The organism is Thioalkalivibrio sp. HK1 (assembly GCA_000583135.1).
In the GTDB taxonomy this organism is placed as follows: domain Bacteria; phylum Pseudomonadota; class Gammaproteobacteria; order HK1; family HK1; genus HK1.
Map to the genome: position 1 here is coordinate 91531 of JFBG01000023.1, position 15487 is coordinate 107017.

General features: G+C 57.6%; 2 protein-coding genes. Both read left to right on the top strand.

Annotated features, from left to right (window positions below):
• The first annotated feature begins 175 nt into the window (after positions 1-175).
• The gene (locus BF99_RS0108185) at positions 176-9580 is read left to right on the top strand and encodes a hypothetical protein (protein ID WP_156013220.1); all 9405 of its coding nucleotides are present in this window, start codon (positions 176-178) and stop codon (positions 9578-9580) included.
• A 418-nt stretch (positions 9581-9998) separates the two neighbouring features.
• Positions 9999-15487, top strand: a 5489-nt coding sequence (locus tag BF99_RS0108190; protein WP_156013221.1) for a beta strand repeat-containing protein, incomplete at its 3' end; no start/stop codon positions are given.

A 15487-nucleotide genomic window follows, 5' to 3' on the forward strand; every position in this document is an offset into this window, starting at 1 on the left:
ATCCGGAAAAAGCGATCGAGGGATTCGGTAAGATCACGGATGTCATGGATGTCGGCTATCGCTCTCGTGTTAAAATCCGCCCAAGAAGCTATCGGTCGCTCACTTGGCCCTCCCCTGCATCGGTCCGTCACATCCGATTGATCATGAAACCGAGGCAACGAGGGGATTTGCATCGATGAGAAAAGTCTTGACCGTCCTTTATGCCGCCTTGGCGCTGTTTGCGGCCCCGACATGGGCTTTCGAGGGGGAAACCATCGAAGCGACGGCGGGCATCGATAGCGGGCATGGCATCGAAACCCTGAAATCGGTCAGTGACGGGGCGTACGGGATATTCGAAGGGCAAAGCGACCCGCTTTACATACGGCTATCGACCAAGCCTACCGGTGTGGTGACCGTGAGGGTGAGCTCATCGAATACCGATGTGACCCTCGATACCGATCTCGATACCGCCGGCAATCAAAATACCCTGACTTTCACCCCCTCGACTTGGAGTACCTATCGGTCCGTCAATCTGACGGCGGCCGAGGACGACGATAGAGCCGGCACCACCAGCGACAAGCGAGAGAGCGTCACCGTCACGATGTCGGCCTCGGGAGCCGACTACAACGGTATCGTTCATACCGAGACCATCAGCGTCTACGATAACGATCTCGTCTTGGTGTCACCGATGACGCTGACCGTCGACGAGGGTAGCAGCGCCACTTTCACCGTGAAGTTGGTGCAGCAGCCGAGCCATGCCGTCAACCCCTTTCAATACAGTGCGCCCGGGGGCAAACCCGCCTCGGTGACCTACAGCCCCAGCGATTCCTCCGGCTATGCCTCCTTTTCTTTCACGACCTCGAATTGGAATACCGAGCAGACGATCACGGTGCAAGCGGCGGAGGACGACAATACCGATGACGAGCATCACCGCTCGTTCATCATCGATCGATACACTCAAGATACATACTACCGGAATACCCTCTCTCCTTTGTGGGTGAGGGTCAGGGATAACGACCCTCACTTGGAAACAAGCCCGAAGACGGTGTCGATGATCGAAGGCGGCAGCGATACATTCAAGGTCAAATTGGGCGCTCGGCCAAGCGGGAATGTGTCGGTGAGTCTGGCCCAAAGCGGAACTGTCAACTCGGATGTGAGCATCTCACCCACCCCGCTGTCATTCACGACTTCGAACTGGGATAGCGAGCAAACGGTCACCGTTTCGAGCGCAAGGGATTCGGATTCCGATGACGATAGCGCAACCGTTTCCTTGACCGCCACCGGCGGCGGTTATGCCAACATCACCGATAGCGTGAGCGTCGAGATCGAAGACTATAAAATCATCGCCACGATATCCACCGAGGACGGATCGTCGAGAGGGATGTTCGAAGGGCAAAGCAGCGATTTATACATAAGACTATCGGCGAGGCCATCGGCATCGGTGACCTTGACCCTATCCTCGGCGAACAGCGATGTGATCTTGGATACCGACCCCGATACCGGCGGCAATCAAAATACCCTGACCTTCACGACCTCCAACTGGAGCGAGAACCAATCGGTGGTCATGAGCGCAGCCGAGGACGATGATAGAAACGGCAGCGACAGCGATAAAGAAGAGACGGCGACCATCACGATATCCGGAGCCGGCGCCGAATATGCCGGTACCACCGAAACGGTGGATGTTATCGTCTACGATAACGACCTCATCATGGTAACGCCCAAGGAAGTGACCATCGACGAAGGAGGCGCCGGCGCTTCTTTCACCGTGAGTCTGGTGAGGCGGCCGTCTTCGAACGTCACCGTCTTGAACTTTATTCCCTCATGGTGGAGCGATGAAAATGATTTGAACTATTCCCCTCATCCGTCCCATTTCCCTTATGCCTACTTGACCTTCACCCCCGACAATTGGAACGTTCCGCAAACGCTCACGGTATCCTCGGGCGAAGACGATGACGACCGCAACGAGCGCCACCGAACGATCCTCTTCGGCTATAACTCGATTGATTCCTATTACAACCGAGCCGCCGTCGGTATCACGACCTTGGTGAACGATAACGACAGTCCCTCTTTGGCGATCACTCCGAGGAGACTGGAAGTCGACGAGGGCGGCGATTCCACCTTCAGGATCAAGCTGGCGATCGAACCCACCGATGTCGTAACAGTGAATTTGAGTTCATCGATATCGGATCTCACCCTCTCATCGACGAGTCTTGACTTCAACCTCTCGAATTGGAATGTCGATCGAGTGGTGACGGTCACCGCCGCCGACGATGACGACGTCGATGATATCAGTGCAAGCATCGCCTTCACCGCCTCGGGAGGAAACTATGTATCGGTCACCGACAGCCTACCGGTCGACGTGGACGATGACGATACCCCCGCTTTGACGCTGAGCGCCAACGATTTGACGATCGACGAAGGCGGCAAAAGAACCTTTACCGTGCGCTTGGCGACCCTGCCGAGCGCGAATGTCAGAGTCAGATTGACCCAACCGTCGAATACCGAGGTGACCGTCGATATCAACCCCTTGACACCCTCGAACGAAACCGACCTGTATTTCACGCCATCGAATTGGAATACCCCGCAAACGGTGACCGTCAGCGCCGCCGAAGACGATGACTACATGAGCGATCCGAAGACGACGATATCCATGACCGCCTCGGGCGGAGGCTACGACACCATCACCGCTAGCGTAGGAGTATCGATCGACGAAGCGGATAGCTTGGGCATCCATGTTTGGAACTCGGAAAACGAGGATATCGATAGAGAATTGTCGGTGAACGAGGGCGGGAACGCATCCTTCATGGTGAGACTGACCGCCAAACCCCAGCCGGGGGTGGCGGTAACCGTGGAATTCACGCAGCCTAGCAACAACGATGTGACCATCGATGCCCACCGGGGAACGTTCGGCCTCCAAACCAGCATCGTCTTCGGCATTCTAAACTGGAACACCCCGCAAGAGGTGATCGTTCATGCCTCCGAGGACGACGATGGCATTGCGGATACGGCAACCATCGATATAAGACTGAAAGAGCAGAATGATTATAAAGGCACGGATAGCGTCGATATATCGGTCATCGAGAACGATATCATCGGCTTGGATCTATCGGGTTTGATCGCATCGGATAGTTTGGTGATGACCGAGGGTATGAGCGATACATTCTCGGTGAAATTGGCAACCCTGCCGAGCGAGGAAGTCAAGATCACCGTGGCGGAAAGCGGAACGAGCAATCCTGATATCTCCTTTTCCCCTCAAGAATTGACCTTCACGCTTTCGAACTGGAATGTCAAACAAGATGTTACCGTCTCCTCCGTCGTCGACGATGACCTGACGAACGATGTATCGAAGATCACCCTCACGGCCTCGGGCGGCGACTACGATAGCCTTGCCGAAACGATATCGGTGGTGGTTCTGGAGGTCGACGATCCCGCGGATTTGGTACTTTCCCGTTCGACCCTTCGAATATCGGAAGGCCCGGGGGGCCAATATTCGACGGGCACCTTGACGGTCAAACTCAAATCCCGACCGACCGATAACGTGACGATAGCGCTGACCGAAGAGGATATTCCTCCCGATCAAAATTGGTACGGGATCGAACAAGACGTCATCATTTCCCCCACCAGTCTTAATTTCACGCCATCGAATTGGAATGCGGTGCAAACGGTGACTTTGACCTCCGGCGAGGACGATGATATCGCCGACGATGACGACGCCTATATCGTCTTCACCGCCTCGGGCGGCGATTATGCAGGAAAGACGAAGAAGATGCGGTTGAATGTAGTGGATGACGATTTTTTCGGTCACCACATCGACACCCGGTTCTTGCACCCCCAACCCATGGATGAGGGCACCACCGTCAAATGGAATTTTTGGCTGAGATTTCAGCCGGAAACGAATGGTCCCGTGACCGCATCTTTCGAGCCCGAGTCGCACTTGGTGACGGTCGATCACGATACCGCCACCCCCGGCATCCAAACATCGACGACCTTCACCTCCGTCAACTGGCTCGTCCCGCAAGAGGTCGCTTTTTCCATTGCCGAGGACGACGATGCATGGGATCAAAGGGCGCATTTGAGACTGCGGATAAAGACGGATGTCATGATCACCAACCCCCAATATGTAGACGATAACAATATAAGTCTGGGGGGCAAGCCGCACAACGTTCTCGATTATTCGAGAACCCTCCTCTTTCGGGATAACGACGAAGTCGGTCTGATCCTTTCCTCGAACACTCTGGTACCCGAGGGTCGTAGCAGAAATTTCACGGTGAAGCTGGAATCCCAGCCGTGGAGATTGGATCACCAACCGAATGCGGATGTGAAGTTATCTTTGGGTCCGCCTTCGAATGCCTTGGTGACCATCGACAGCGATCCCGATACCGACGGCAATCAGAATGAATTGACGTTTACGGATCGAAACTGGGATGTGGCACAGGTGGTCAGCATCTTCGCCGAAGAAGAGGAGGATCTCGACGATTACAGTTTGACCCTGCCGATAAAGGCTTCCGGAGCGGATTACGGCAGCGTTGGCGACAGTCTGTCGATCGATGTGGAAAGCAACGATATCCCCGGACTGGTCATCCTACCCTCGACGCAACTCGATGTGGACGAGGACACCACCATCACCATCAGAGTCAAGTTGACGGTATTGACATCGACGAATGTGACGGTGGTCGCAACGCTACCGGATGACAGCGGCTTGAGCTTCAGCAGCGCATCGACACTGACTTTCACGCCATCGAATTGGGATAAAGAACAAACTTTACTGGTGTATGCGCAGGAAGATGAAAACGCCATCGATGAAAAGCATACGATATTGCTGAGCGCATCGGGGGGCAATGGATACTATGACAATGTTACCGGTCGCGTGACGTTGACGGTGGACGATAGCAACCCCCGGGGTCTGAACATCGCCCGGAATCTGGTGATGAACGAGGGCGGCACTTATAACCTCTCGGTGGTATTGAGCACCAAGCCCTCCGGGGAGGTGACGGTGACCATGGGCGAGCCGACGAATTCCGACGTGACACGCTCCCCCGCCGCTTTGTATTTCACGGTTTCGAATTGGAATGTCCCGCAGACGGTGATCATCGCCGCCGCCAAGGACGGTGACAGTGCGAACGACAATGCAACGATGGCGCTGAGCGTCACCGGTGCGGACTATGATGGGATCACCGATAGCGTGACCATCGACATCAACGATAGCGATACCGAAGGGTTGTTCATCCAACCGACGAACTTGGTGATCGCCGAAGGCCGGGGAAATGATCTTTATGTGGGTTTGAGATCGCAGCCGAGCGATGGTCCGGTGACGGTGACCATCGGACAACCGACGAACTCGGATGTGACGCGCTCACCGGCCACCTTGACCTTGACGAGCGCGAACTGGGATACCCCGCAGGCGGTGAATGTCAGAGCGATCGAAGACGATGATCAGGTGAACGACAGCGCGACCATCACGCTCAGTGGTGGGGGTTTGACAGGCCGCGTATCGGTCACGGTGATCGACGACGAAGCCCACGCTTTGGTCATCTCTCCGGCGAGATTGTCGCTCAGAGAGGCCGGCCTCGAGGGGGTGTTCACGGTGGAGTTGTCGAAGTTCACCGCCGAAAATGTGACGGTGACATGGGACCAGCCACAAGACAGCGCTTTGACATTCAACCCCACCAGCCTGGTTTTCACCACCTCGAATTGGAATGACCGGCAGCAGGTTCGTATCAACGTCGGCCCCGACGACAATGCCGTCGATGAAAGCATCGCCGTGCCGTTTACGGCATCGGGTGGATTCTATAGTAGTGTCACCGGCAATTTATCGATCGATATTATCGATAAAGATACCCCCGCCTTGGTTTTTTCCAACGCCGACGGATTGGCGACATCGATGAACCAGAACGAGGGTTCGACCGGCTCCTTCACGGTGCAGTTGGATACCGAGCCGAGCGCCACCGTGAGGGTGAGATTGACGCAGCCGTCGAATCCCGACGTGATCGCCGATATCGATCCCGCCACCTCGGGCATCCAGACCGATCTCTTTTTCACGACTTCGAACTGGAACATCGAACAAAGCGTGTCCTTCACCGTCGCCGAAGACGACGATGCCGACGACGATAGCGCGAATATCGCCTTCGAGGCTTCGGGCGGGGATTACACCGGCGTTACCGGCACCTTCACGATCAACGCGCTCGACAACGATACCGTCGGCCTGATCTTTTCCGATCTGACAAGCACCGATAGCGTAGAGAAATTGACGGTGGACGAAGGAGGCAGCAGCACGTTCAAAGTGAGATTGGCAACCAAGCCCGGGGGTGCGGTGGCCGTTGCTCTGGCGCAATCGTCGGGCACCGGTCTTACCATCTCCCCTTCCAACCTGTCATTCACCGCCTCGAACTGGGACGAACCGCAAACGGTTTCGGTTGTAGCCGCCGAAGACGATGACGCCATCGACGATGAGACCGGAATTTCGTTGAGTGCCTCGGGTGGAGGCTACGATAGCGTCAGCGCCAATATCGTGGTAACGGTGAGGGATGACGATACCGAGGGACTGGATATCACCCCGACCGAACCGGCCCTCATCGAGGGGGGCGGCAATACCTTCGATGTGAAGTTGAAGACCCGGCCGAACTCGAATGTGACGGTGAGCTTGACACAACCGGCGGGTAGCGATTTGACCTTCTCCCCCGCCACCTTGACCTTCACGAATACGGATTGGGATCAGGCCCAAACGGTGACCTTGGCCGCCGGCGAGGATCAAGATGTCGCCGATGACAGCGTGGATATCACGCTGACGGCCTCGGGCGGAGGCTACGATGGCGTCACCGCCACGGTTTCGGTCTCGATCACCGACAACGACGTCGCCCGTATCTCCCTATCCCTGACCAAACTCGACTTGATCGAAGGCGGCTCCGAGGGCACTTTCACGGTCCGCCTGACAAAACCGCCGGGTTCGGATGTGACGGTGCAGATAACGTCCAGACCGTCGAGCGCCGATTTGACCATCGACGCCGACCCGGACATATCGGGCAATCAAGATGAATTGATTTTCACCGCCGATAACTGGAATGAAATAAAAACCGTATCCGTCCTCGCCGACGATGACGAGGATCTCGTCGACGAGCGAGCGAGCGTCATCTTGACCGCATCGGGGGGTGGTTATGACGACATCTCCAGTCGAGTGGAGGTATCGGTGGTCGACGACGATGTCGCCGGGGTCTTGCTTTCCCGGACGGCACTGAGATTGACCGAGGGTGAAAGCGTGTCCTTCACCGTCAAGTTGGAGGCGCAGCCCAATACGAATGTGACGGCATCGATCCCCCAACCATCGAATCAAGATGTGAGCGTCTCTCCCTCGGTCATCGTCTTCACATCGACGAATTGGGATACCGAGCGCACGGTGATCGTCAGCGCCGCCGAAGATCACGACGCCGTGAACGAAACCGCGAATATCGTCCTTCGATTCTCGGGCGGGGGTTATGACAATATCAGGGGCGCGGTGGATATATCGGTGACCGACAACGACACCCCGAGCCTGGTGATCTCCCCGCTGAACCTGACGATCTTCGAAGGCGATCAAGCGACCTTCATCGTGAGGCCGGCAACCTTGCCGACCGCGAATGTGGTGGTGGACCTGGCCCAGCCTTCGAATACCGATGTGAGCATCTCCCCCGCCAGATTGTCCTTCACCGCCGACAGCTGGAATCAAGGCCAAACGATCACTGTCTCGACCGCCGAGGATCACGACGCCGAGAGCGAGGATGTACGCATTTCCCTGACAGCCTCGGGCGGGGACTACAACGGAATCACCGGGCAAGTGGCGGTGCGCATCATCGATAGCGACACCCCCCCGGCGTTGGTGCTCTCTCCGACGATCCTGTCCATGCTCGAGGGGTCCGCCGCCAAATTGAAACTGAAGTTATTGACCAGACCGCAGGTGAATGTGAAGGTGAGCGTGGCGCCGTCGGCGAATCCCGACGTGACGATCGATACCGATACGAGTATGCCGGGCAACCAAGAGGAGCTGTTCTTCACGGAAAAGACTTGGCATATCTTCCAAGTGATCACCGTCTTTGCAACCAAGGACGACGATGCCGATGACGACAAAGCGAGTTTTGTCTTGACCGCATCGGGGGGCACATACAAAGGCGTTGCCGCCGAGGCGAAGGTATCGGTGATCGACAACAGCACCACCCTCCCCGGCTTGGTTCTATCCCCTGGAGATCTGACCGTGGACGAGGGCGCGGGCAACAGGCTCATGGTGAATTTGGCGACCCGCCCGAGCGCGGATGTGATCGTGACTTTTGCGCGACCCTCGAACCCCGACGTGGTCATCGACACCGACGACAACGCCACCGGCAACCAACAGGCACTGATGTTTACCTCGCTGAATTGGAGTTCGGCCCAAGCGGTCACCGTCTTTGCCGCCCAAGACAGCGACGCCCTCGACGAGCGAGCGACCATCCCCCTGACGGCATCGGGCGGAGACTATGGCGGAATCACCAAGAACTTGGCGGTGTCGGTGATGGATAACGATACCCCTCCCGGCGTGGTTTTATTCCCCTCGAAGGATATGACGGTGACCGAGGGCGAAAGCGGCATCTTCACGGTGAGGCTGGCGACGCAGCCCAGCGCCGGAGTGGTGCTGACACTGACGCAACCGTTGAATCCCACCTTGAGGATCGATACCGAGCCGAGAAAAGACGGTTACCAGAACCGACTGTCCTTCACGCGCACGAACTGGAACGAAGTGCAGGTCGTAACGGTGAGCGCCGCCCGAGACAGCAACGATATCGACGACCGATCGAGCACCTCGCTCTACGGCTCGGGGGCCAAGGAGTATGCGAATATCGGGGCCCGGCTCGATATCGTCGCGCTCGAATTCGATCCTTCGCTGTCGTGGCCGGTCAAGAGCGTGATTCCCGCAATTCCCCCTCCGAGCGCCCACGATACGGCATCCCTTCGGATCCGCTGCAAGGAGCGATTCGACGCCTGCGATGTTTTATTCGATTGCACGGCCCAAGACGGCACCATCCATCGCGGCCGTCTGACCCCTGCCATAGCGGCAATGAATACCGAAACGGTGAGCCCGCAAGATCTCGCAGGTATCGTCGGAGGCGATTGGAGCGGCAAGGGCCGTCTCTCCTGCCCGCTCAGATCTTCGCAGATCATCAACGCTCAGATTTGGACCCGCTCCGGCGACGGCGTGCTGGTCAACAACAGCGAAATACTTCGCAGCGTCGAAATCGAAGGCATCCGAGGCAAAATCCATCACCGGGTCGATATCGAATCGATCCCCTCGCCGGGGGATTCGAACCTGAGCAATATTCGTATCCGTTGCGAGGCCGACGCAGATTGCGAGGACGTGATTTTCAACTGCTACGAAGATGATGGAACCCTACATAGCGGATCGCTGGGATTCATCGGGCGAAAGTATACGAGGCATCTACAAACGAACGATCTGTCTTCCATGATCGGGCATGATTGGGATGGGATGGGTCTTTCCTGCGAAGTGATCTCCGATCGCCCGCTCAGCGTGCAAGTCCTGACCCGCACCGGTGGTGGAAGAGCCCTCGTCAATAACAGCGCGAGCGGCATCGCCGGAAACTAGAAACCCTTGCCGACACGCTCGGTCATCCGCTGCGCCAACGGATTTCCCTTCGGTCTCGAGATCCGAGCCTTCGGCCCTTCAGGGCACGTTTCAAGCCCCTCGTCGCCTTGCCTTTCGAACTCGATATTGCCCCTCGTCCCATCCTTCACATAACCTTCATTCTATGCTATAGTAAAGAGCATCCTGCAATAGCTGAATCCGTCGGGCAAAGACCTACCCGGGATTCATCCAGCGATTCGGATTTCAAAGGAAGTCCGGTCTTTCGTTTTTTATGCGTTTTTTTCACTTGACCATCCAGCGATCCGAATTCCAACGGGAACCCGATTATGTCGGCGAGCATCCATCGGATAGACAGCAAGGAATTCTGCGAATGACCGAGCGGCTTGTGGCAACGATCGAACATCGGTGTCGATCGGCGATGAAAAAAATCCCGACCATTCTCTTTGCGATCGCCCTAGGACTCATGCTTGCCGATTCCGCATGGGCACAGCAAAAGTCCTTCGTCATCTCCGAAGACGACCTGAATCTCACGGAAGGAGGCATGTTCTCCTTCTCGATGAGGCTCAGCTCCCAGCCGACCGGCGATGTGACGGTGACGGTCGAACCTGCGCAAAGTGCTCTGTTGGAAGTCAATACCAGCATCATAACGAACGGGGTGCAAAACTCCAACGCCAACAAGACATCCACACTGACCTTCACCACCTCGAACTGGAACGAGGATCAAACGGTAACGCTCTTCTCCATCAGGGATTCGAATTCCGATGATGAGAGCACCCAAGTCAACTTGAGCGCATCCGGCGGAGGGTTCGACGCCGCCACCGGCAAGGTGATGGTTTCGGTCATGGATGCCGATGCCGGCGGATTGGTGATATCGAAACAGTGGCTCGGATATGTCCTTTACGATGGTAATAGTTTCATCGCTGCTTTCCACACTCAGGAGATCGCAGAACAGTTCAGGGAAGCGATACGCACAGATAATCTGGCCGCATCTAGTGAGATTGTCTTCAATCGTAGCAAGACTTCTGCACATCAAGGAAGATACGAATTCACGGTGAAGTTGGCGTCGCAGCCGAAAGCCGGCACCAAGACGACGGTGGAAGCGATCAGCGACAACCCGGCATGGATTAAAGTCACCCCCAAGGTCCTTGAGTGGACCCCGGAACAATGGAATCAAACCAAGACATTTACGATAGCGCGGTCGCTGAACCATTCTATTGCCGGCCAACAACAGCAGCAAGGCGACCACGTGGGTCAGATATCATTGGTTCGCCGGATCAAAGACGATGACGCCCAAGGAAGCGATCAAGGCGTCTACCAAGGCACCGGTATCGTCGACATCGATATCATCGATTGGAGACAAGCCGCCGGTGGGGTGACGCTATTGTCAACCTCGGCCAATCTCTCCCCGGGCAGCGTCGGCACTGCGGCCTTGTCGATGGTGGGCAAAAACAATCCTTTCGGGGATTGGATCGAGATCGAAGCCTCCATCCCGAACGAGGATAAAAGCAGGCTGGATATCGTGGGAACCAAGAAGCGTATTTATTACCGTCAGAACGATAATCATCACCTCTTTCAAAATTTCAAGTTTCGGGCCAAGGAAGATGCGGATATCGATAACAACATCGCCCAGGTGAGGTTCGATGTCGAAGAGCAACAAGATGGCGAGAGCCAGTACCGCGCAGCAAAACCGATCGTCTATGTCTATATCGAAGACCGGACGATTCCGTCTTTGCGGATCGCTCGCAACGCCCCCACCGATCATCCGGGCAATCCCGTTGAGACAAGCACCGCCACCATCAAGGTGAAACTCAGCGCACCGCCGGCGATGACCACGCTCGGCGGCATACCGGGAAAGACTTTCGTATCCGTCGAATCTGCCGATACATCGCTGTTGACGATCTCCCCTGCCACCTTGGAATTCACCAGAGATAACTGGAATCAAGATCAGACGCTCACGCTCACGGGGGTGGATGACATAGACGCCTTGAACGAGGCGGTCAAAGTCACGTTCGTGGCCAAGGACGGGCGTTTCGACGAGGCCTCCGGCGGCCCCGTCGATGTGAAGGCCACCGAAACCATCAGCGTTTTCGATGACGATGCGAGATTCGTCCTATCGAAGAGCACGCTGTCCATCGGCGAAGGCGGCAACGACACCTTCATGGTGAAACTCAAAGGAAGACCCTCGGGGAACGTCGATGCCGCCCTTTCCAGCAGCGATATCGGGGCGATGACATTTTCCCCCGCAAAACTGACGTTCACGAATTCCAACTGGAACACCGATCAAACCGTGACCGTCAACGGCGTTCAGGACTTCGATGCCACCGATGAGCGCGTGAGTCTGAACCTGCTCGCATCCGGAGCCCAAGAGTTCGTGGGAAAACAAGCCACCGCGACGATCGATATCGACGACGACGAGAGCGTCGGTTTGGAAATCGACCCCGCGACGGGCCTGTCCGTGGCCGAAGGTCGCAGCAAGTCATTCACGGTGGAGTTGACGAGCAAGCCGACCGGTGCCGTGACGGTGAGCGTATCCCAAACCGGCACCGCCAATGACGACATCAGCGCAAGCCCCGCTTCGTTGTCCTTCACGGCCTTGAACTGGGACCAACCCCAGACCGTGACGGTGAGCGCGGCCCAAGACGACGATGCATCGGATGAAAGCACGAACTTCGAGTTGAACGCATCGGGAGCGGACTACGAGAATGTGTCGGGGAACGTTGCCGTGAGGGTTGACGACGACGATATGCCGGGGCTGACACTCTCCCTTGACGACATCGGCGTGACCGAAGGCAGTTCCAACTCGTTCACGGTGAAACTCGATACCAAGCCGAGCGATGACGTGACGGTGAACTTGGCTCAACCGGCAGACACGACCAACGACGATATCAGCATAAGCGCGGTCTCCCTTACCTTCACTTCATCGAACTGGAATGTGGAACAGACGGTGACGGTGAGCGCGGCCGAGGATGACGATACGGAAGCCGACAGCACAACCGTCAAGCTGAGCGCTTCGGGAGCGGATTACGGCAATGTCTCGAAAGATCTGGCCGTGAGGGTAACGGATAACGACAACCCGGGCTTGACGCTCTCTTCCACCGACATCGACGTCAACGAAGGCAGCACCAATACCTTCACGGTGGCGTTGGCCACACAACCAAGCGGGACGGTGACGGTGGCGCTGGCGCAAAGCGATCCGGCCAACGCCGATGTGACGGTGGACAACGCATCGCTGACATTCACGACCTCCGACTGGGGCACTGCGCAAACGGTAACGGTGAGGGCAGCCCACGACGATGATGCATCGAACGAAAGCGCCACCTTCAAGCTGAACGCATCGGGCGCCGACTACAACGACATTTCGGTGGACGTGGACATCGATGTCACGGATGACGACGAGATCGGTCTGAATCTTCCGTCGAATGCCGTGGCACTCACCGAGCAAGGTACCGCCACCTTCGACGTGACATTGACGGCGCGGCCGAGCGCGAATGTGACGGTCACGCTGACCCAACCGACCAACACCGACGTCGAGTTGGACACCGACGCCAACGAAGACGGTAACCAGACAACGCTGATCTTCACGCCTTCCAACTGGAATACGGCACAGACGGTCACGGTGAGCGCGGCCGGGGACTTCGATACTTCGAACGAGAATGCGAGCATCCCCGTTTCGGCTTCGGGCGGCGGTTATGACAGTGCCACCGGCACGGTGAACGTGCGCGTGACGGACGACGATGCGGGGGTCCTGACCCTCCCCTCCGCTGCCGTCACGGTAACCGAGGGAAGCACCGCAACGTTCGATGTGCGGCTCTCGGCGGAGCCGACCGCGAACGTAACGGTCACGCTGACCCAACCGACCAATACCGATGCGTCTTTGAACAAGATCTCGCTCATCTTCACGAGCACCAACTGGAATACGGCACAGACGGTCACGGTGAGCGCTGCCGAGGACGGTGATACCACCAACGAAAGCACGAGCATTTCTCTGTCGGCCACCGGCGGTGGCTATCACGATGCGGTCGGCACGGTGAGCATCGAGATAACGGACGACGATGCGGGCTCTTTGACCCTCCCGTCGAATAACGTTGCGCTCACCGAGGGCCAAACCACCACCTTCGATGTGCGCCTGTCGGCGCAACCGAGCGCGAACGTAACGGTCACGCTGACCCAACCGACCGACAACGATGTCAAGTTGGACACCGACGCCAACGAAACCGGCAACCAAACAACGCTGATCTTCACCGCTTCCAACTGGAACGTGGCCCGAAGCGTCACATTGAGCGCGGCCGAGGACTTCGACACCGCCGACGAGACCACGAGCATCTCGGTTTCGGCATCGGGCGGCGGCTATGGCGATGCAAGAGGCACGGTCGGCATCGACTTGACGGACGACGATGCGGGCCATTTGACTCTCCCCTCGGCTGCCGTGGTCATCGTCGAGGGCGGTACCGCCACCTTCGATGTGAAACTGACCGCGCCGCCAAGCGCAACCGTAACGCTCACCCTGCCCCAACCGGATAACACCGACATCACGCTGGATACCGATTCCGTCGCCTCCGGTAATCAGACAACCCTGACCTTCACCACATCGAACTGGAATACGGCCCAGACGGTCACGGTGAACGCAGCCGAAGACGCAGATACCGCCAACGAAAGCGCGACCATCTCCGTTTCCGCCTCGGGCGGTGGCTATGACGACGCCACCGGTACGGTCGGCATCGCCTTGACCGACAACGACGGGGGAGCCGCCTTGGTCCTCCCAACCCAACCCGTTGCACTCACCGAGGGTTCTACGACCACCTTCGATGTGAAACTGACCGAGCGGCCGAGCGGGGATGTGACGGTCACGCTGACCCAACCGACCAGCCCCGACATCAGTCTGGACACCGATACCGTCGCCGGCGGCGACCAGACAACCCTGACCTTCACGACTTCCAACTGGAACATGGTCCAAAGGGTCGAGTTGAGCGCAGCCGAAGACTTCGACACCACCGACGAAAGCGAGACCATCTCCGTCTCCGCCTCGGGCGGCGGCTACGACAGTGCGAGAGGCACGGTGAGCATCGCCTTGACGGACGACGATGCGGGCTCTTTGAACCTCCCCTCGGCTGCCGTGGTCATCGTCGAGGGCGGTACCGCCACCTTCGATGTGAAACTGACCGCGCGGCCAAGCGCAACCGTAACGCTCACCTTGCGCCAACCGGATAACACCGACATCAAGTTGGATACTGATAGCGGCGCCTCGGGCAATCAGACAACCCTGCTCTTCACGACCTCCAACTGGAATAGCGCCCAACGAGTGACGGTCAGCGCCGCCGAAGACCCCGATACCGCCAACGAAAGCGCGAGCATCTCCGTTTCCGCCTCGGGCGGCGGCTACGGCGATGCCACCGGCACGGTCGGCATCGCCTTGACCGACAACGACGGGGGAGCGGCCTTGGTCCTCCCGACCCAGTCCGTTGCGCTCACCGAGGGTTCTACGGCCACCTTCGATGTGAAACTGACCGAGCGGCCGAGCGGGGATGTGACGGTCACGCTGACCCAACCGACCAACCCCGACATCGGTCTGGACACCGATACCGTCGCCGACGGCGAGCAGACAACGCTGACCTTCACGACTTCCAACTGGAACGCAGCCCAAAGGGTCACATTGAGCGCGGCCGAAGACGGCGACACCACCGACGAAAGCGAGACCATCTCCGTCTCCGCCTCGGGAGGTGGCTACGACAGTGCCAGAGGCACGGTGAGCATTGCCTTGACGGACGACGATGCCGGCCTTTTGACCCTTCCCCCGGCTGCCGTGGCGCTCGACGAGGGCGGTACCGCCACTTTCGATGTGCGGTTGTCTGCGAGACCGACGGGATCGGTCACGGTCACGCTGGCCCAGCCGAGCAATGGCGACGTCAA